Annotated in this window: 16 protein-coding genes; 13 read left to right on the forward strand and 3 right to left on the reverse strand. The window is 45.2% G+C overall.

Annotated features, from left to right (window positions below):
* Positions 1-163 precede the first annotated feature (163 nt).
* Positions 164-268, forward strand: coding sequence for a hypothetical protein (locus I8H75_05740; protein MBH2006818.1), 105 nt, complete (start codon positions 164-166; stop codon positions 266-268).
* Here the strand turns inward: I8H75_05740 and I8H75_05745 are convergent.
* Both I8H75_05745 and I8H75_05750 read right to left on the reverse strand, forming a co-directional pair.
* Positions 265-1,401 carry an A1 family peptidase gene (locus I8H75_05745; protein MBH2006819.1) on the reverse strand — a complete coding sequence of 379 codons (1,137 nt, stop codon included), beginning with the start codon at positions 1,399-1,401 and terminating at the stop codon, positions 265-267. The two genes, I8H75_05740 and I8H75_05745, sit on opposite strands and share 4 nt — an antisense overlap.
* A 17-nt stretch (positions 1,402-1,418) precedes the next feature.
* Positions 1,419-2,099: a hypothetical protein gene (locus tag I8H75_05750; protein ID MBH2006820.1), complete on the reverse strand. Its 681-nt coding sequence runs from the start codon at positions 2,097-2,099 to the stop codon at positions 1,419-1,421.
* 239 nt (positions 2,100-2,338) lie between these two features.
* Here I8H75_05750 and I8H75_05755 point away from each other — a divergent pair, with 239 nt between their 5' ends.
* The 8 genes from I8H75_05755 (at position 2,339) to I8H75_05790 (ending at position 8,909) form a co-directional block, all read left to right on the forward strand.
* On the forward strand, positions 2,339-2,875 hold the full coding sequence (locus I8H75_05755; GenBank protein ID MBH2006821.1) for a hypothetical protein: 537 nt from the start codon (positions 2,339-2,341) through the stop codon (positions 2,873-2,875).
* 70 nt (positions 2,876-2,945) lie between these two features.
* The gene (locus I8H75_05760) at positions 2,946-3,761 is read left to right on the forward strand and encodes a prepilin peptidase (GenBank protein ID MBH2006822.1); all 816 of its coding nucleotides are present in this window, start codon (positions 2,946-2,948) and stop codon (positions 3,759-3,761) included.
* 73 nt (positions 3,762-3,834) lie between these two features.
* Positions 3,835-4,392, forward strand: coding sequence for an elongation factor P (gene efp / locus I8H75_05765; protein MBH2006823.1), 558 nt, complete (start codon positions 3,835-3,837; stop codon positions 4,390-4,392).
* A gap of 68 nt (positions 4,393-4,460) precedes the next feature.
* Complete coding sequence (locus I8H75_05770; protein MBH2006824.1) at positions 4,461-5,498, forward strand: hypothetical protein; 1,038 nt, start codon at positions 4,461-4,463, stop codon at positions 5,496-5,498.
* Positions 5,499-5,511: 13 nt separating this feature from the next.
* Positions 5,512-6,570, forward strand: a complete 1,059-nt coding sequence (sctU, locus tag I8H75_05775) for a type III secretion system export apparatus subunit SctU (GenBank protein MBH2006825.1) — start codon at positions 5,512-5,514, stop codon at positions 6,568-6,570.
* Positions 6,563-6,922 (forward strand): hypothetical protein, encoded by a 360-nt coding sequence (locus tag I8H75_05780; protein MBH2006826.1) that lies wholly within the window; start codon positions 6,563-6,565, stop codon positions 6,920-6,922. Before sctU ends, I8H75_05780 begins: the two co-directional genes overlap by 8 nt.
* Entirely contained in the window at positions 6,909-7,328 is a 420-nt protein-coding gene (locus I8H75_05785) for a CesD/SycD/LcrH family type III secretion system chaperone (GenBank protein MBH2006827.1), read from the forward strand. Before I8H75_05780 ends, I8H75_05785 begins: the two co-directional genes overlap by 14 nt.
* Before the next feature lie 105 nt (positions 7,329-7,433).
* Positions 7,434-8,909: an NTP/NDP exchange transporter gene (locus tag I8H75_05790; protein ID MBH2006828.1), complete on the forward strand. Its 1,476-nt coding sequence runs from the start codon at positions 7,434-7,436 to the stop codon at positions 8,907-8,909.
* 300 nt (positions 8,910-9,209) lie between these two features.
* On the opposite strand, the gene I8H75_05795 is transcribed toward I8H75_05790, so the two are convergent.
* Positions 9,210-15,056 (reverse strand): DUF1566 domain-containing protein, encoded by a 5,847-nt coding sequence (locus I8H75_05795; GenBank protein ID MBH2006829.1) that lies wholly within the window; start codon positions 15,054-15,056, stop codon positions 9,210-9,212.
* A 270-nt stretch (positions 15,057-15,326) separates the two neighbouring features.
* Between I8H75_05795 and I8H75_05800 the strand changes: the two genes are divergently transcribed.
* The 4 genes from I8H75_05800 to I8H75_05815 all read left to right on the forward strand — a co-directional run bounded on the left by I8H75_05800 (position 15,327) and on the right by I8H75_05815 (position 20,986).
* Entirely contained in the window at positions 15,327-15,554 is a 228-nt protein-coding gene (locus tag I8H75_05800; GenBank protein MBH2006830.1) for a hypothetical protein, read from the forward strand.
* A gap of 71 nt (positions 15,555-15,625) precedes the next feature.
* Complete coding sequence (locus tag I8H75_05805) at positions 15,626-16,849, forward strand: hypothetical protein (protein MBH2006831.1); 1,224 nt, start codon at positions 15,626-15,628, stop codon at positions 16,847-16,849.
* 286 nt (positions 16,850-17,135) lie between these two features.
* Positions 17,136-19,649, forward strand: coding sequence for a hypothetical protein (locus tag I8H75_05810; protein ID MBH2006832.1), 2,514 nt, complete (start codon positions 17,136-17,138; stop codon positions 19,647-19,649).
* 578 nt (positions 19,650-20,227) lie between these two features.
* Positions 20,228-20,986, forward strand: a complete 759-nt coding sequence (locus tag I8H75_05815) for a hypothetical protein (protein MBH2006833.1) — start codon at positions 20,228-20,230, stop codon at positions 20,984-20,986.
* Positions 20,987-21,090 lie beyond the last annotated feature (104 nt).

Below are 21,090 nucleotides of genomic sequence, written 5' to 3' on the forward strand. Positions count from 1 at the left end.
AACTTTTTTCTCGAAGAAAGTATCGTCTAGATGGCTTGATTGGGGGAACGATATGGATCTTTTGCTCCCCTTTCAAGCTGTTTGGTATAGATGAAGTGGCCATGACGAAGATCGATTCTGAACAGGGGCAGAACAAGCGTTTTACCAAGGAAAACTTGCTTCTGTGCCCTTTTTTTGTTCGGATGCCCTTCCCAATCTCGGCGTGGCTCGCACCAGGGTGGAGAAAGGTGATCTGGTCCTCATGAATTTGGCCAAAGAAACTTTTTAGGGATTGCAACCCGCATTGCTGGCGAAACCAATGGCCCCGAGCGGACCGTTGTCCCCAGCCGTGCGAATAAAACGTATCAGATAGTTTTCCATCGTCACTTGTCCGAGTATGATCGGATTATTGGGATCGACAGCATTCGCAATGCTAAAACCAAAAAAACACTGCCCTTCCGTGATTTTCTTAAAGTAGGTCTGCGGCGAGATCGAGAGCGTGACGTTCTCTAAAGCGATTGAGATGTTTGGGAGCTTTTCCAATTCGCTTGCACTCGGGCAGTCGATGGGGACTGGCTTCGAAAGCTGATTTTTGATTTGAGGCCACGTTGCTGCATTGGGGTAGTTTTGGGCAAGATAGCTCACGATCTGATTGACGATGTCGGAGGGGAGCAAATTGAGGGTCGTTCCACTGTCTAGAATGACGCTGGCGCCATAGGTGCTCAGATCCCCGAACGAACTTACGATGCCCCCATCGCTGCCACTCAAGCCGATTTGATTGGCTCCGATAACGTACCAAGATTGTTCTTTAATCGGCGTATATTCAAAACGGAGGGCAGAGGAAGCAGTAGGGAGGCCTCCAAAATAAATGGTGCTGTTGGGATTGTTGTATCCACAAAGTTGAAGGCTAAATTCATTGCTGATGCCTGAGTTATCTTGGGCGAGCTGCGTCATAAACGTGGCATACAGCGCTTCGTTATCTGGAACCGATTCAATCTTGTTTCTAAACGCTAATCCTAAAATGCTGACGTTGTTCATCGAGCCATCTTGCACAAGTCCATATTGAAAATTGGGCACACCTGCGGCAAGGCAGTCCAGACTCACGCTGCCTTGATAGGCAGTCAAATAGTCGGTCCCGCTTCCATAAGAAATTTGAAATTTGCCGAGGGGGCTTCCAGAAGGCTGAAGGGTGCCACTTTGAAGAATGAGATTGGCGCTGCCGGTATCCGCAATGGCCGTAACGGGAGTTTGGTCTACTTGAAGCGAAATGTGATACTCGACTCCAGATGCCGTAGCCGCTTTGCCAGAATCGTAATGGTGGCTCAGGGCTGTGCCTTGCGTATCGCAAGTAGGAGCCACTGTGTTCTTGGAAGTGCAAGTTGCGAGCAGGATCGAGAGAGGGAGCCAGGTAATCTTCTTCATAATGCTTCAAAATACGACTAGAAGCGAAGAGAAAACAATAATTCCTCCAGGATAAGTTGAGGATTCAAGTGGTTTCGGAGCTCGGCTTGGGCTTTCATAGCACCAAAACGCAGCGGTTCCGAGTTTGAAGAAACCCAATGGTCTAGGGTTTGTTCTAGCAATGGCTTATCTTTTGCCAGCTGCTCCGCCAATGCCATGCGCTCAAGCTTGGATTTGGGCAGGTCCACGCATTGTGTATCCGTGGCTTGCTGAGACTGAAAATAAAAACGCTGGCATCGAGAGACGATGGTCGGGAGAAGGGCACGGACGCTGGGTGCGAGGAGAATATAGTGTTGTTCGGAATGAGGTTCTTCCAGTGTTTTAAGCAGTGCATTGGACGCTTGCCGGTTCATGCGATGCGCATTCGGAATGACCCAGTTTGGGCTTCCCGGAGCAGACACTAAATCTCGGATGGCATCAATTTTTATCTCGCCTTCAGCCTGGAGCCATTGGGCTTTCGTATGTTTTTTTTCCTGAACCAGTCGGCAACTCAAGCATTGTTCACAGCCCGAAGGGGTTTGATGAAAATCGCACAGCAAGCCCGCCGTCAGGGAAACAGCCGTTGTTACCAAAGTATCTTGTTCCTCTCCGATAAAAAGGAGGGCATGAGGAAGTCTTTTTTTGTCAAAAGCGTTTGCAAACCGGTCGTGAAATAACACACTGGGGACATAGTTGCATAAATAGGAAAGCGCAAATGGGTCTCAAAAGGCAAATAGGCAAGCTCTATTTTGATTAAAAAAATTTTAAGTATTTGAAAAAATGCAGAATTATATCTGAATCTTATCGATTTGAGGGATAGTAAAAAATAAAGACGATGAATCGACGTGCATGTCTACTTTAAGAGATCATGAGTAGAAGATGGGCTTTTGAAAGAACCCAATCGTAAGGAGTAATATATATGACAGAGAAAGTAGTTCGTGCAGGATTGGAAAGAAAAAAAGGCTGGCTCTATTATCTAGATAAAAATTTAAACGTCTATCGTGTAAAAATGGTGCGCGGTGGCGAGAAGAAAAAAGAAGGTGATCGTCCTGAGCTTGTTCATAAAACAGACCTGAAACGTGATGAAAATTACCTTTATTATGTCGATAAGTCAGGGGATATCTGTCGTGTGGAAGCTAGCCGAGGAGGCACTGCTCGTAAAGGAAAAAAACGCCGAAAAACGGCTGAGCAAAAGAAAGCTCTGTTGCTCAAAAAAATGGAAATTAAGAAAAAGAAATTAGCAGCCAAGAAGAAAGCTGAAGTCGCAGTGAAGAAAAAAACAGCGATGAAGAAAAAAGTCACGGAACCGAAAAAAGTCAAAAAAATTGCAACCAAGAAGAACTTGGATGAAAAAAAATTAATTTCAAAAAAATCCTCTCAGAAAACAACCCCCAAAAAAAGTGTAGGCAAAAAGAAAGCAGCCAAGAAGAAGCTAACCAAGAAGAAAGCTGCTTAATATTTCAAAGAAGTGTCAAGCTGTCTTTTAAAGCATGGCAAACCATGCTTTTTTTATTTTCGGAGAGATCGTGCACGATTGGATATGGAATTTATGGGCCGGATTGACCGGCGCATGCGTGGGAAGTTTTATCAATGTGGTGAACTCCAGGCTGTCGAGAGAAAATCCGGTGTCGCTCATGGATCGGTCTTCTTGTTTGCAGTGTCACAGTGTGATCGCTTGGTATGATCTGGTTCCGGTTCTATCTTGGTTTTTGCTGAAGGGGCGCTGTCGCAACTGTTCTGTAAGAATATCTTTGCGATATCCTTTGAATGAGCTCTTGTTCGGTATTTTAGGGACTATCTGCTGGCATTATTCGAATTCTCCGCTTGAAGCGCTTGAGGCTTTTACCGTTTTGGCTCTGTTGATCTCGATTGCTTGGATTGATTTGGATGCTTGGATGATCCCGATCTCCTTGCTTACGGGGCTATTTTTAAATGGATTTGGTTATGCTTTATTCGCGGATCCATCTCTGTTTTATGAACGTGTCCTTGTAGCGGGAGTCATTTTTGGTTTTTTTGCTGTTTTTCTGCTCTTCACTACTTGGATCTTCAGAAAAGTAGGGCGCATTGGGGCCCAAGACCAGGCGATGGGTTGGGGGGATCCGATTTTGCTCGCTGCGATTGCCGCAAATCTTCCTTGGCATTGGCTTTCATGGGTGGTTTTGTTGGGAAGCCTTCAAGGGCTGATGAGCTACTGTTTATTTCCGATCATACGGTCGTATCGGGGCGCTGATTCGTGGTCCCCGCCCTCAGGTGCATTGCCTTTAGGTGTTTTTTTATCGCTAGCGGCGATTGAAATAAAGCTCTGGATCCTGATGTTTCCATCGTTGACTTTGAAAAGTTGAAGGCGGTTTGTGAGCGGGCACGTTCTTGAGGAGCTCTTGAAAGTCCTTCAAAATCGGGTTAGTCGCTAGGCACATGTATACCACCTCCGACTTTCGCCGCGGATTGCGGATTCTTTTTCAAGGAATTCCCTACGAAATTGTTGAGTTCGAACATCACAAACCCGGTAAAGGTGCGGCCATTGTTCGTACGAGGCTCAAGAATCTGATTAGCGGTTTAACCATGGATCCGACTTTTCGATCCGGTGATAAGGTGGATATTCCAGACCTGAACGAACGCGAAGTCCAATTTTTGTACTCTGCTGACGAAATCTATCACTTCATGGATCCGAGTTCCTACGATCAATTTGAAGTCGTCAAGAAAGTGCTTGGAGATGCGGTCAATTTTCTGATCGACGGGATGATTTGCTCGCTTTTGTTCTACGAAGGCAAACCGATTAACATCTCAATTCCCAACAGCGTTGTTTTGGAAGTAGTCGAGTGTGCGCCTGCTGTTCGAGGAGATACGGTGAGCGGTGCGACAAAGCCTGCTAAGCTTCAGACCGGTTTTAGTTGCCAGGTTCCTTTGTTTGTGAATGAGGGTAATCATATCAAGGTAGATACCCGCTCGGGAGAATACCTGGAACGTGCCTAGACCGTTTTCCCCATCGTACTTTTCTCTTTCGAGTTCCCAAACTTTTGGAATCTTCTATGTTCAGTCACATGCAATTTGAATATCAAGCATACAGTCGAGCAAAATCAAAGCATTCTTCAGACTTGATTCCAGATATTCGCTTGCTCTGGAAAGCTTTAAACACAGAGCGAGCAGATTCACTGGCTGGCTACTTTCGAAAACCGGCTTTAAGACGGGCTTATTTAGGCTACTACTTGCCCCTATACGTTTCGAAAATTGCTTCATTGCTGGAGAGCCTTCCAATCTCTTGGGAAAAGCCCTCCATCTTAGATCTGGGAGCAGGGCCTTTATCGGCAACTTGGGCGGCTCAAAGAGTTTATGGCCAGTTGGGCGAGTGTATGGCAGTGGATCGAGAGATTGGCGCTATGCGTTCAGGTTTTGAGTTTGTTGAAGAATTGACAGGGCAACGAACGCCCGTGCGTTTGGTTCAAGCAAACCTCAAGGGTCCTACTTATTTTTGGAAACCTTCTTTTAAGCCTGATCTGGTTATCATGGCACACGTTCTCAATGAGTTTGGCTCGGGCGCTCGTCATTTGGAGGCGAAGCTTTCTTTGATCGAGTCTGCCATGGCTTTGTTGGGATCTCAGGGTGTTTTGTTGATTGTCGAGCCGGCTGCTCGTGTGATGGCGCGAGATCTGATGGCGCTACGCGATCAAATTATGGCCCAAGGAGAATATCGTATTCTGGCTCCTTGTCCGCAGATAGACCGTTGTCCTTTGTTGGTAAATCGAGAAAATTGGTGCCATCGAGAGCTCAAAGTGGAGCGTTCTGCGGAATTGAAAAAAGTGGATCAAACGATTGGGTTTGATCGCGAGTTTCTTAAATGCAGTTACTTGGTTTTAGCGCGTCGAGACTATGAGCAAAAAGCCTCTCATGAGCGAGTGGTGAGCGGGCTTATGACCGCAAAAGGAATCCATCGACGCTATGTTTGCACACCCGAGGGTTTATTGACAGCTGCTGAACGAGTAGAACCCGGGCATGCGATATTAAGAGATTTGATGCGCGGCGATGCAGTTCAAATGCAAAAATGGTCTAAAAATCTTGTAAAAATATCCAAAGAATCTTAGCGTCCTCGAAAGGATGACGGAAGAAAGCGGCGAAAAAACAGAAGAGGCGACTCCTGAAAAGCTTCGCAAGGCTCGAGAGAAAGGCCAGGTTTCCAAGAGTCAGGACATGACTTCTGCCATTGTTTTTGCAGGTTCTTTAATCACCTTAGCCATAGCAATACATTGGATGGGGAAAACGCTGATGGCGTTGATCGCTTTGTCCATTCAGCAAATTTCAAGTTCGAATCTCCAGAATTCCACCCAGGAAGTTCTAAAAGAAGGAGGGTGGATTTGGCTGCTCGTTTCTTTGCCACTGGTTGCGACGGCTTTCTTTTGGGGCCTGGTTGGGAATTATATTCAGGTTGGGTTCTTGCTGACCTTCGAGGCGCTGAAGCCGAAGCTGGAAAAAATCAACCCCATTTCGGGCTTCAAGCAGCTGTTCAACGCTAAGCGCTTCGTTGAACTATTGAAGCAAATGGCGAAATTCACGATGGTATCGCTCTTGGTGTATGGTGCTTTCAAAAGTGCGGTACCCAACTTGGTGCATTTACAACGCCTGGAGCTTGACGCGGCTCTTCAAATTGTTGGGTTGGTTTTAAAAGATATTTTCATCAAAGCAGCCATTTTGTTCTTGATCATTGCGGTGGCAGATTTCTTTTGGCAGCGGCATAGCTTTATGAAAACCATGCGCATGACCAAAAACGAGATGAAGCAAGAATACAAGGAAGCGGAAGGAGATCCTTTGTTGAAGTCTGAGCGTAAGCATTTGGCGCAAGAGTTGATCATGCATAGCAGTCAACAAGCTGTCAAAAAAGCCGATGCCGTGATTACCAATCCAACGCATCTTGCAGTTGCTATTCGATACGAGGCCAAAGAGCATGCCGCCCCGATTGTTTTAGCCAAAGGTATGGGTAAAAACGCGGAGAGGATTCGTCAAATCGCAGAGCAATACAAGGTGCCGATTCTGCAGAATATTCCGTTAGCGCATGCGTTGAATCGGTTGGAGCTTGAAGAAGAAATTCCAGAGGAGCTATACGATGCGGTGGCAGAAGTGTTAAACTGGGTCTATCAAATGAGGAAGCAACATGTTTGACCGAATCGGATTCTCTACTCGTCCAGACCCTTCTCTATCGGAGTTGGTGCACCTCTCCCAAACCGCTATTCAGGGGGCTTTGCCTCCTGCATTGGCCCCTTTGGCGGAGCCATCGCAAAGCCAAATTATTGGAGCGAACCAATCTCATGGGGAAGGTTTGCGCTTGGAGATCCCTGGCAAAGTGCGAGCCGTGTATCAACAGATTCAGGACATTCGTTCAGCGATGACTCGTTTGGAGCGGCAAACCAATCATCGCTTTGCCTCCATCGAACAAGCTGCCAGCCCTATCTTAAAAGCTTACCATCGAAGTCTGACTCAGTTGTCTCAAGGGCTTTTCAGTGGAAAAGCCTGAAACACTGAAAGAGATCAAAGGTTATACCGATGAAGAATTGGGAGCCATTTCTCAAATTGCTTACTTTATGATGATGCAAGGTAAATATCGAGAAGCGCGAATTTTGTTCGAAGCTTTGGTGGCGATCGAGCCCTCTAACGAGTATAATTATCGCGCTTTGGGGGTTCTTGCTCAACACGAAGGAGACTCGAACCGTGCACTCGAGCAATTCGGATACGCCATTCAACTTGCTTCCGAGCAGCCACAAGCGTATGTAAATCGTGCCGAAATCCATCTCTCAGAAGGAAATCAAGAGGGGGCTGAACAAGACTTGCAGGCTGCTTTGATGTGCATGGGGCGTCAAGATCGAGCGCTTTCACGAAAAGCTTGGGCATTGTATCGGAATATTAAATTCGAGGAAGTTTGAACTCTATTTGGAGGGCCCTTGCGATCTTGCAATCGAGCTCTTGCAAATCCAAATCAAATCGTGTATGATGCTGGCCGTTTCTTTACAAAGTTTTTAGGAGTGATAATGTTGAAGTCGTTGAAGCAATTTTTATGGCCCATCCAATCGGGAGAACACAAAAAGTTCATGCCCATGATGTTGATGATCGCATTCATCATCTTTAACTATACGATTTTACGTAATATTAAAGATGCTTTGATCGTCACCGAAGCAGGCTCTGAGACCATAACTTTCTTGAAGTTTTGGGTAGTCGTTCCTTCGGCATTTATATTCTTTTTTGTGTATGCAAAATTGAGTACCATTCTTTCAAAAAAAGCTTTGTTTTACACGATTGTAACTCCATTTTTGATTTTTTTCGCTTTGTTCGCCACCGTGCTTTATCCAAGTCGCCATTGGTTGCATCCGGTTGAAAGCGCGGAGTGGTTCGCAAGTGTATTGCCGGCTGGCCTTCAAGGATTGGCTGCTATCTACAAGTACTGGACCTATTCCTTGTTCTACACTTTGGCTGAACTCTGGGGAAGCGCGGTTCTGTCCTTTTTGTTTTGGAATTTCGCCAACGATGTGACGAAAGTATCGGAAGCAAAACGATTTTACGCGCATTTTTATCTGTTGGGTAACGTTGCAAATGTCTTAGCCGGCTACTTAACCAAGTATTTTTCAGAACTCGGAAAAACCGCTGCTTCGAACGTCGATGCTTGGCAAGTTTCGCTCAACTACTTGATGAGCACGGTTGTCGGCGCGGGCGTCATTATTTTGCTGACCTATACTTACTTGAACTATTTTGTGTTGAGTGATCCGGCTCAAGTACGTGCTGAAAGCGATGGGGCTCCAAAGAAAAAATCAAAACCTAAAATGAGCATGGGGGAGAGCTTCAAGTTCCTGCTTCATTCTAAGTACTTGGGATTGATTGCTGTTCTCGTCATGGCTTATGGGGTTTCGATCAACTTGGTCGAAGTAGCTTGGAAGAACCAAATGAAGCTGCAGTTTGCAGATAAAAATGACTACAATGCATTCATGGGTTCCATGACCATGACGACTGGATTGGCAACCGTTTTGGTGATCTTGTTCGGAAGCTCAATTATTCGTCGATTTGGTTGGAAACGAGGCGCTTTAGCCACTCCTTGGATTTTGGGGATTACTGGCTTGTTCTTCTTTGCTTGTATGATCTTCCCTGAATTTTTCTCTCCTTTGGCGATGGCTTTGGGAGTCACGCCGCTGATGTTAGGCGTGTGGTTTGGTTTTGCTCAAAATGTACTCAGCAAAAGCACCAAATATGCCTTGTTCGATCCCACTAAGGAAATGGCTTATATTCCGCTGGATGATGAATCGAAATCAAAGGGTAAAGCCGCGGTGGATGTCGTTGGCGCTCGTCTTGGAAAATCCGGAGGATCGCTCTTACAACAGATTATGTTCGCGGTGATTGGGCCGATTACGGTCATTGCACCTTATTCCGCTGCGATTATGTGCGGGATTATTGTTGTGTGGCTGGTGGCTGTTTATGCGCTCAATAAGCGCTTCACAGCTCTAAGCGGCGAAAAGTAAGAGCTCGCTCTTCCATGTTTCGAGAAGCATCCTATTTTAGGATGCTTTTTTTATTTCGATTGATGAGCGCTCTAGTGGAGAATTCAAAATTTTACGAAAAAAATTTGCAAAGCTCGCTTAATTGAATCCCGAATCCCAGAAACTTTATAGACCAAAAGTTGCTCACCAAAATAACATGGCCAGGTCTTAGAGTGGGGACAAGAACCAAATCAACATATTTGAGGTTAGGTCCCGCGTTTTTTAAGCCAGACTCCTGAACAACGCGGGCTTTTTAGCAAAGCTCAGTTGTCATGATCCGGTTCATGGTGTTTGCCTGCAGCAGCGGACGTAGTATTTAATACTTACACTATCGTGGTACAGGCTTCCGCTGACCGGGTTCATGAGCCAGGCGTCTGAGGAACCGCTAGACCAGGGCGTATTGGTCCAAAAAAGATTCGCTGGCTCTCTCGCGAAAATGGTCAAATTCATCATCAGTGTGTTGTAAGTTCCGCTATAATCAATCAAGGATTGTAGCTCGCGAATTTTCGGCAACCGCCAGCTGTGACCATTTAAACCTAAACCGTTACAATAGCTAGTCGAATCAGACCAAGTCCAATTTCCTGTCTGAGGAGCATATTGTTGCCAAATCAATCCAGTTACAAAATCAGTTACCTCGCCTGAAACATTCATATAACGATTGGTCGATGGAGCCGGATAGCAAGTGATTACACAACGGACATAATTAGCGGTGCTGTTCATATCTACCCAAGTTTGTTGACCTCCGAGTTGAACATCCCAGGTATAGCCTAAGCGACCTATCTCCGGGCTAGAGGACCAGAAGCTGTTCCCAGTCGTATTCGGAAAAACCGTTGTATTCACAAACGGAGTCAACAGTGTGTAGTCATAGATCGTGTTTAACTCGACAATATTGGGTAAACGCCATTGGCTTAAGCCCCCGGTTGTTTGGCTAGCACAATAGGCTTGGGCTTCGCTGAAATTCATGGTTGCTGTACCTGGATATTGTTGCCACAGGATATTGGTTAGAGTGTCATAGGTTATGTTGTTTGAAATGACGTATCGATTTGTTTGATTCGTTGCATCACCATAAACGTCGGTGTTTGCGTTCCAAGCGGCAAGAAGACCATTGGTTGGGGGTATGGTTACGTTGGTGGCGCATGTTGAAAACAAAGCTGGAAGAGCAGAGCGAAAATCCCTGCAACAGCGAACATAGCTGTTACTAGCTATAAGGTGATCGCTTACTAACGCACCATTATTCGCAACAACAATCCAAGCGTAAGACGAACCGCCGAATCGAAGAGTAGAGGTCCAATCATAACTCTCTGGCTCACTCGCAAAGACAGTTAAATTCATCATAAGGCTGTTAAAGGCCGCGCTGTAGTCGATTAGAGTTTGAAGCTCTCGAACTGTTGGTAATCTCCAGGTGTGTCTGTTCAAAGTTAGGCCCAAACAATAATTAGCTGCATTGGTCCAGTTAGTTATAGTTGATGTATATTGCTGCCAAGTTAGTCCTGTAACAAGATCTTCTACTTCTCCCAAAGCGCTTACATAGCGTCCACTGGGTGAGATCGGATAGCAAGCGATCACACAACGTGCATAGCCTAAGGTACCTCTGGTATTGACCCAAGTTTCTTGATTTCCCAGCTGCAAATCCCAAGTATAACCCCCTCCATTGCCAATCTGTTGGCTCGATGACCAAAAGTTATTCGCAGTAGTACTCGGAAACACTGTTGTGTTCACATAGGGACTGGACAATGTATAGTCGTACATCGTATTCAACTCCACAATGTTTGGCATCCGCCAACCGGTAAGTCCTCCCGTGGTTTGGCTTGCACAATAGCTTTGAGTATCCGTGAAATTCATGGTTGTTGTACTTGGGTATTGTTGCCATAGGATGTTGGTTAGAGTGTCATAGGTTATGTTGTTTGAAATGACATATCGATTCGCTTGATTGGTCGCATCGCCATAAACGCCGGTGCTTGCGTTCCAAGCAGCGAGAAGGCTATTGGTGGGTGGGGTATTTGCATTTGCGGCACAGGTTAAGAAAGCAGAGGGTAGGGTGCGGACACAGCGAACATAATGATCGGATGTTAGGTCATTACCGTCACGTCCTTGCCCGAAACCCATCACCCATTGATATGCGCTTCTTCCGCTCAATAGAGTCGAAGACCAAAAGAAATCAGCCGGTTCTCCTGAAAAGACCTGCGAGTTCATCATCAACTCTCCATAAGGAACACTATAGTTCACCAAGGTAGCCAACTCTTTCAACGTTGGTAGGCGCCAGGTGTGGGCGTTGAGATCCAGTTGAGAGCAGTGTTGGAAAGCAGTGGTTCGATTCATCGCACCGCCTGTTGCAGTTTGTTGCCATGTCAGGCCTGTAGTAACGTCGGTAACTTCTCCGGAGGAAGCAACATATCGCTTAGAAACAGGCAACGGATAGCAAGAACGCACACAACGGACATAAGCGGATAAATCTGAGCCGCATACGCCGAACTCAGAGTTGGACAAAAATCCCGAAAAGCAAGCATCTTGTCCAAAACTCATCCACCAGGGGTTATTATTCAGAGAACCCACCAAAGAAGTTTCAGAAAAGAAATCATTGAGCGGAGTATTCGAGAAAACTGAATTAATGCCCGGAGTTGAACCTTGGTAGTTCACGGTATAATCGACCAACTGCATTAACTCGGCATTGTTCGGCAATCTCCAGTTTCGGTATCCCCCTGTCCTTTGTGCTTTGCAATGGTCTTGTGCATCGGCAAAGCTCATGTTTGTGGGGCTTGCTGCTAACTGCCACTGCGTGTTTGTTAGGGTGTCTGTGACAATTTCATCAGATACATTGTAACGTCCAGTTTGATTAGTTGAATCGGCATACGCACCCGTACTGGCTGGCCAAGCTGCTAGGACTCCGTTGGCTGGGGGAACATCGCAGGTACGAACGCAGCGGGTGTAGTGTGAAAAGGTGTTGGCGTGATTTCCAATAGCACCCACGTCAAACCCTACATACCAACTGATAGCAGCGTTGTTATAGAAAGGCGTGGCAGACCAAAACAAACTTGGTGGCGTTTCCAAGAAAGCAGTTGTATTGATTGTCGCATTAGAAGAGCCGACGTTAACATCAATCAGTGTTGACAGCTCTTTAACTATAGGTAAGCGCCAAACTTGATTGCCAAGCGATAAGGTATCACAGTAACTTCGAGCAGTTGTCAAATTGAGTGTCGCATTCACAAATCTCTGCCAGATAAGGCCAGTAACCAAGTCTTGCACTTGCGTGCTGTTTAATGTCAGTTCATTGCCGATTTCATCTTTGTATCGATTGATGGTTTTAAAATCACTAGATGGTCTTACGCAACGAGCATAGCCGCGACTAGCGACAGCAATACAACCACTTCCTTGACTGCAAATCAGTCCACCATAGTAGGCATTGCCTCCAAAACTTACGTACCAAGCGCTTTCAGGAACTCCCAGCAATGGTGTTGAGGACCAAAAGTAATCTGCTGGGGTATTTGGAAATGGAATCGTATTGATGGATGGAATGGCGGTTGTGGCAGAGATTGTATAATCTAGCAAAGTTTGCAACTCGACTCTTGTTGGCAATCTCCAGTCAGCATAGCCTCCTTGAACTAAGCTATCGCAATAAGTCTTAGCTCCAGTCCAATTGAAAGTGTTTTGGCTGATGCTGCTTTGCCATTGAAGGCTGGTCAAAGAATCTGTTACAACGCTGGGATTGTTTTGAATATAACGACCTATTTGATTCGTGGCATCTTGATAAACACCCGTCGATTGGTCCCAATTGGCCCATTCAGGGTTGGTCACTACCGGGGAGCGTACACACCTAATCAAGTCGGGAGCGCTCATAACGTGGTAGCCAATGTAGCCATAGAGAAAGTAGACGATCCACGAGCCCGTAGAAGAACAAACAGATGGTGTTAACGATCCAAACACACCCTGCGTTGTACTAGGAAACGCTGTTGCATTGATCGTGGGACCTGGAAAAGGTACACTCACATCGAGAAGAGTTGATAGCTCTTTAACATTTGGAAGACGCCAAGTTTGGCCTCCCAAGGTAAGACCTGCACAATAATTTTGAGCATCAGTCCAATTATAACCCCCAGAAACCACACGTTGCCAGATTAAACCCGTTACAGTATCTTTGACCTGCATGCTGCCATCTGTAAGTGTGTTGCCCATTTCATCTCGGTATCGATCCATCGGTTTGACAGTAGACCCAGGGCGTACGCAGCGTGCGTGACCTAGAGCGGGACTTGGGCAAGCTCCGCTATATCCCTGACTGCAGACTAAGCCGCCGTAGTTATCCGTGTTACCAAAGCTTGCCCACCAGGCACTCCCAGGATAACCAACTAGAGGATCTGATGACCAATAATAACTCGTGGCTGTATCTGGAAAAGAAGAATTGTTAATCGCTGGATTCGAACAATTAATCGTGTAATCGATTAAGCTTTGAAGCTCCACGTGAGTCGGTAGTCTCCAGTCTCCAAAGCCACTTTTGAACAAGTTATCACAACGTGCTTTGGCCTCTGTCCAGTTGTAGGTATTTGGATCGGTTTCTTTTTCCCACTGTAACTCGGTGAGTGTGTCTGTGACTACATTGGGTCGAGCTTCAATGTAGCGCCCTGTTTGATTTGTGGCGTCTTGATACACTTGCATCGATTCGTCCCAATTGGCCCACTCGGGGTTAGTAACTACTGGAGAGCGAACACAGCGCACACCGTAACTGCTTGCGCGGTTGGTAGTGAGAGCTGGATAAGTATGGCTGAAACAAACTAGCCATGACTCTGGTAGCTGGCTGATTAAATCAGTCCAATAGCAATCGAATGTATTGGGAAATGCCACAGTATTGATCTTAAGTCCGATATCAGCAGGAATGCTGAAGTTCATAAGAGTCAGTAACTCTTTTACATTTGGAAGGCGCCAAGTTCCAGGGCTGAGATTTCCAAGGGTCAATTGGGCACAATATTCTTGGGCTGAACCCGAAACTCCGCTAGCATCCCATGTTTTCAAATCTGAAGAACCGTGTCGTTCCCAAATTAGACCGGTTATTAGATCCATTAACTGTGCACTGCTATTAGACAACGGCTTGTTATTCTCATCGACATATCGCTCCGATGGTTGATAAGCTGCACGAGGTCGAACACAACGAACACCCCAGTATGTGTTTGTTGGCGAAGTTTCCAAGTAGCCATTATAAAAGCTTTGCTCATATGCACTAACATTTGTTTCCGACATAGACGACCATAGATGATTCCATGGAAAAGAAGGAAAATGATCTAGATTAATCCAAGTGCCAGAGGCGTAGTCCACAAGACTGTTCAGTTCTATAGGTGTCGGTAATCTCCAATCAGCAAAACCTCCTTTTACAAGGGTATCGCAGTAAATCCCTGCATCCGTCCAATTTAAATCTGCGGAAACGTATTTCTCCCACTGCAACCCCGTTCTCACATCTGTCACAATTTCCGGAATCGTCTCATTGTATCGTCCCGTTTGGTTGGTAGCATCTCGATAAACCCCAGTGCTCATGTCCCAGTTGGCCCATTCTGGATTCCAAACTATGGGGGCTGTTGCTGTATTGCTATGTGATGAACTCATGCTCCGCGAAGCACTGCTTGTCTCTAATGATATTGCTTCTGTCTGACTGGTCGAGACAGAAGGGCTTGGCGTCGGCGGCAACTTATAATACAACCAGTACATCACCTGTGGATGCTGGACAGGATCTAAGCCAACAACAGTTTGCATTTGAAGAATATTGCTTTTGTGTAATTGCGCTAAATAGCTACTCGGAAATTGTTGTTCTGCTCTGCAGGAATCTGATACTTTTTGGATATCTGTAAACTGAGCATCGCAAGCAACCTGATCAATTTCAGAGTCAAAGAACACCGAGCAATTTGAGCTAAATGGCTTTTTATAGTCTGATAATGCTTCAATGTGAGGCGCAATGAGGACCAACAATCCCTTCATCGCATTTTGTGCGGCGAGTTTCTCTTGCAGAAAGTCGGTCTGATTTTTGAGCTGGGTCAAATTTGAAAACTGTTGGTTCAAAAACTCTGAAAAGCCATTTTGTAACACAAAGCCCTGAGCCTGAACGTCAGGCGACAACAAAAGCCCTGTAATCATCAAAAAAATCGCTTTTATCATAATATAGCACCGTCTACAGTTGCCCGGGTTCAAGACATTTGAGACTGGAGAGGGCTCACTTGGATACCTAAACCTTCTAGAAAATGTTGGGGTGTTTGTAAACCAATCCCATCATGAGGTCGGTCCCAAATAGACTCCGGTGCTACGATGCCAGGTGGCAAAGAGACCATTGTACAGGGTCATGCTGGAACTTGAGTCCTTGCTGGGAGTGACGGACTCTGTCCCACTGAGGTTCGGCGAAAGGCTGAGACTTGAGCTGCTGCTGAGCGTTTGGGTCTGACGATTGGTCTGTGTGGACGATCGACTGGAATCACGACTCGCACTCACGCTGCGAGCCTGGCTTCGACTGTCTGTGCCACTCCCGCTCAGATCATGGCTCTTCGTTCGCGTCAAAGTCGCTTCAAAAGTTCGTGTGCTGGAAACATCTGTACTTTTCCAGAGCTTTACTGGCAGGTGAACTGGTTACGGCTCATGCTAGAACAGGCGTTTCTGTTATGATTGCTTGCCCTCTTGTTTTCGATCAATCAATGAAGCAGGGTAAGTAACGCTGCTTAAAGGTTTTGCTCTGTATGAAATTGGTCCCAATATTCTTCCTCTGGCATTTTGTTTTAGCTCATTGGCCTTTACTGGCAGAGTCTGATGCGAGCTGTGAGATTCCTTACTCGCGCTCAAGTAGAGTCGGTTGGTATGAGCCAACTGCCCCAGCTCTTCCAACGATATTAACCGAAGTCACTCAAACTGGAACCGCTGTTTCAACAATCGCAGGCATCTTGGCAGGCTTGGATGTTACTTTACTATCGCAAGGCACCAGAGCTTACACAACACTTGAAATAGCGTCTTGTAACGATGCGGCTTTACCAGATTCAGGATCCTTATCATGGATGGACAGTCCAACTCAGTTATCTGTTGGTCATGATTTGCTTCAATATCACGTAGGTGCGGTGGTGGGTAACTGGATTCTCTTAACAGGAATTACTGCCGGCTGGAGTATTGTAGCAACCCAACTAGGAATGGCTCGAGCAAGAATTCCGGGCGGGTTGATATTGCCGATATTGTTTTTAATGGGACCAACTTCAAGTTCAGCGGTCACTCTACTCCGAGATGGAACAGCTGTTCAAAAAGTATTGGGCGGATGTTCCATCACTGCACAGAGCATGGGATTGAATATGTTGTCGGTATTTTTGAGCCCAGCTTTCTTTGGTGCTCAATGGGTTAGAGATGGCCAAGAGTACGCCTGGGCAGATGCATCTGAGCCTAATTACGTCAAGCATTATGGCTTGCTATTTTCAGATTATAGAGGGGGCAGACAGTTCTTTGTCAATGCTGAACTGCTCATGTCATTGGCGACGGGTGTATTAAAGTCGTATCAAGCCACTCAGACAAATTGTAAAGACATCGTTACCGCTGCCGCTGCAGTATCTCTGGCTTACTTGGCATCGCTTATAGTATTACGACCTCATGCTGAGTTTAAAGATCGCCTCTTTTTTACCAGCATTGCTGCTCTGGAGTCGACAGCGCTAACGATGCAAGCCATATCTTTATGGACAGGCACAGAAGAATCTCAGTCAACAACACGAACCATTTCAGAAAGCATTGTGATGGTAGCTGAATGGACTCTGACAATCAGAACCCTCTATGATGTTGGAAGACGAATTTATGGATTTTATCAACGTTCTCGAGCAGTACCAGTGAAAAAGCTTGCCTTATCCAGACCTACAACACCACTCAAATCGATGATTCTATCGATCTGGTTGAAATCCCGACTATCGGTGTCAATTCACAAGATGATTTGACAATGATTAAACTTGAAGACCTTGTTGATAACCCACAAGATAAAGGGAGTCTTTTGTCTGCTGAGTTAACGCATTCTCGAAGTTCATCATCGTCGTTCGAAGAGTTTGATCCTGAACCATCGGCTATTTCTGAAATTCGATTGAAACCTTTTTTTGGAGAACTGCAGAATCAAAACCCGATAGACGAAATGCTATCTAACAAGTTATGAAATCGAGTTTTTTAACAATTTGCTTATTTATTTTGACGCCCAAAATAATTGCGCAACATGTTTCTTTAGAGCCGCCCATGGATCCAAGCATTCATGAGCTTTTTGCTCAGCTGGCTGAATACCGAAACTTATCCAACGTTGCGAATGAATTTATGGACAGCCGACATGCGCTGTCAGCACTATTTAATGCGCTGAGTCCTACAATCAAGAGCTTTGTGAATTATACTGGGGTATTCAAAGGTAATTGCTCGGTGTTTTTTGAAGATAAGGTTGAGTCTGCAAGTTGCGAGATTGCTCCGATGAATCTTCCAAACATCACCTTAGATGCAAAGGTAACGAAGAAAAAGCGCTTGCCTACTCAATACTGGCATCAGATTACGTTGACGAACATTTTGCTAGCAAAAATATCTGCAGATTGGAGACGAGGCAAGCTACAAGAGTTTGAGAGTGATTTGTATTTTAAGCAGGGAACTTGTAGTGAGACAGGCAGTATTACCAAATCTCCAACGCTCAGTTCTAGTAAAACTACAACTGAAAGCTTATCGAAGTCGGTACAAACTTCGTTGAGTTTAACTCAAATGCCAACAGACAGTCACTCAGAAAACATCAGCAAGAGTGCAACTGCAACCGACACGCACAGTGAGAGTAGAGTTGTAACTCCATCAAAACTGTCCAAAACATCCTCAAAGACACTCAGTTTTTCTGTGCTAAACACATTGAGTTTCTCCACAATTAGATCAAGTACAGTCGATCTATCTTTGAGCAAATCCAGTCTGTTAACAGTCTCTTCGACAAGCACAGATACCGCTACCAATTTTATCAGTCAGACAGACACATTATGGAAACCGACACCAACAGAATCAGTATCTATCAATCTGCTTGCGACATCTAGTTGGCTGAGTAGTGTTAGCAACACACTCGAGGCAACGAAAAGCTTTGCGGTTAGCATAAGCCGTAGTTTGATGGGTGCAACTCCTTCTCACACATCTAAACAATCGATTTCGAATAGTGTAGAGCCTAGCAAATCCACAACGCTTAGCATAACCCAAAAAGCAGACATACCATCGTCGTTATGTCGCAATATCACAATCGTTCCCCCAGAAAATATTATCCAACTGCTCTTTAGCAACTGCCAATATGTCGATGGTACCATTGTAAACATCACGGGAACTAATCCTTTCAATATCATCTTCTCAAACATTAACTGCGATGATTGTACAATTATTGTCGACAGGCCGATGGTTGACAGCTCATTTTTTATCGTTAATAGTAATATAACGAAGATAAGTAATTTTAGCTATTCTCGATTTGATTCGCAGCCGTCCGTTGCTATATTGCTTTTCACGTATCCAATCATTAATTCAACGATCACAATCTATCAATCAACTGTGACTGCTTGTACCCCAGAGCAGCTCGTGAATTTCTCAACTTCGTATACTGCATTGCTGTTTGGTTGCCGCACCTGCGATTCGCAGAACCCCCTTCCGCTTAGCGATTCTACCATAACCATTGCCCGTAGCACCATCTCTTCGAATTTTTTGTTTCCTGTTGGCATCAGTTTATCCAGTTTACCCCAAGATGTGGTGCTAGAGGCTTTTGCTAGCACCATGATCTGTGCTAACCTTGAGATATCCAACGCTTCTATCATTGTAGTTAATAGCACTCTGCAATCCACCGCGCCGTCGTTTGCAACAACCGTTGAGTTTTTTGGTTGCCCTTGGAGTAATGCATCCACTTTGGCTTTCATTAACAGTACGTTATTGGCGACATCATGTGAAATCTTTATTTTCGTTCTAGAGGAATCTCCGATGTCTAATACCTCCGCTTTGATTGTGCTGGGTAGTGCGATAAATTCATTAAGCGTTGGGTTAGAGGGAATACCTTTGGGTCAAAGCATTGAATCAACCTGGTGGATCAATTCTCCTCTTTCTACTGGATCCGCTGTCGCTTTTATTAACAGCACCATCTTGACAACAACTAGTTCACCCGATGGAGGTTTTTGCTATAATCGAGCATTCTTCTGGGATTCTTCCCAATTGTCCGATGCATCCACAGTTGTTATCATTAATAGTACTATTTGGACATTAGGAGAAGGTGCCGAAGGCGTTTCACTGCCCGAGATGTTTACAGGTTCCAGCACAACGATTTTTCAATCTACTCTTCATAGCATTGCGACCCCGGGTGGTAGTGCATCTGTTTTGCAGTTGGATACCATCTCTGAATCATCGCTGAAGTTAAGTTCAGTCGTGCTATTTTCGGGTGGAGGTGCGAGTGGTTCGTGCGCCACCATGGTTGAGATTACTTCAGGGCATACACCATTTGTTGATTCTAGCAGCACACTAGACTGGGTTGCCGTATTATTCGATGGAAGAAACAGGTCTTGCTCGACCGCTGGCTGGACTGCGATTGAACCAATGCTTGGAATAGGTCGTGGATCCAACGTTACTTTTAATGGTACAACGAGCGGCATGTGGCAAAAGGCATATTTTGATAACATGACTTTTGGAGGCAGTGTCACTGTTGATGGTAATGAGCCACCTGTTATCTCCTTGGCTCTTCAGCGTATCCGATACCCCAGATATGGGTTCTAAGCCGTCTATGGAAAAGTTTGTCAAACAAAAAATCTCCATCATTGCAAAGATTTTGAATTTTTTTTGCAAAACAGGGCTCCAACCAGAATCATGTAATTTTACGATCGAGTACAATGGGCCACTTACGCGGCCCAAAGCCCCACAGAACCGTACGTGGTTGGGATAGGGTGCTAAGCGACAATTCTTAGACTGGCTCTTGGCGTGTTTGGGCTTGGAACCCTGATTGATCAAGGTAATCTAGCTCAAAGTGTTCTGAACTATGCTCAGCTCCTGCTTCAAGTGAACAACCAAGCCGATCAGATAAAGCAGGATTTGAGATTTATGGAACAACAGACCAAGTCATTGGGCAATCTCGGTTGGAAGGACCCCTAATGCTCTGCAGAGACATTTAGGGGTTGTAAGCCGGAATCCGCGGAATTTTTGCATTTGCCAAATCATGGCGTCAAGACGTTGTAAAAATGAAACTAATGTCATTGAATTGGGAGTTGCTTTTCTTGTTTTTTGATCCTAACACACAATTAGGATTCCATAGTGGATAAAAAATCTCGAATTCCTCGAGACGAAAGGAAATTATAAAAATGAAAATTATAAATGGAAATAAGAAACTACTAGCTGTATTCGCTTTGTTCTCGATACTATTATCACCCACTCCCGCAAGGGCTGGCGCAGCCTGTTTTGGTGCATGTGCGATTGCATGTTGCTCAACAGCAGGGGGACCAGCTGCTTTTGCTGGCCCATTAGGAATTGCTGTCGGATTAACAGGTTGTACCGGTATTTGTATGGTAGCATGTGCAACTGCAGCGTTTATACCGCCAGCTTGTTTCGCAGATGAGACAAAAATAAGTGTCTTGGAACAAGGAATCAGGATAGAAAAGGATGTCAAAGACATTATTGTAGGTGATCTTGTTTCAACTTTAAAAAATGAAAAATTGAGTTTGACAAGTGTATTGAGAAATCAAAAAACACAGGGCAGATTTGAGTTTGTTCAGATTACGTTTGAAGATCTTCAAAATGGCATGCCTAAACGAATACTAGTGACTCCTGAACATGGCTTGGTATTGTCAAATGAAAACAACGAATTGACCATTGATTCTGCAGAACACATCAATGCAGGGGACCGAATGCTATCAGCTGATGGAATAGCTTTATTAGTAACTGATATAGCGATCGTAACGAAAAATGAAAAATACACTCTGGAAACCGTGGATGGAACTGTGTTGGCTTCAGATCTGTTTGTAACTACGATGTGCAATGAAGAAGTTATTGGTGGAGAACGTCTGTTTGAACCTACAATGAAAAATTGGCGAATGAAGCATAATTTCTCGGAAGCTCACTAGAGCGTGTCCTCAAAGTAACCAAACTCGAGCTGCAGCCATGTGAAGCATGGCCAGCTCGTATCGAGTTGCCAGACCGCGATATTGCTTGATTCGGTTAAAAAATG

It is taken from the genome of Myxococcaceae bacterium (genome assembly GCA_016000045.1).
Lineage (GTDB): Bacteria > Myxococcota > UBA727 > UBA727 > JABDBI01 > AER2-1.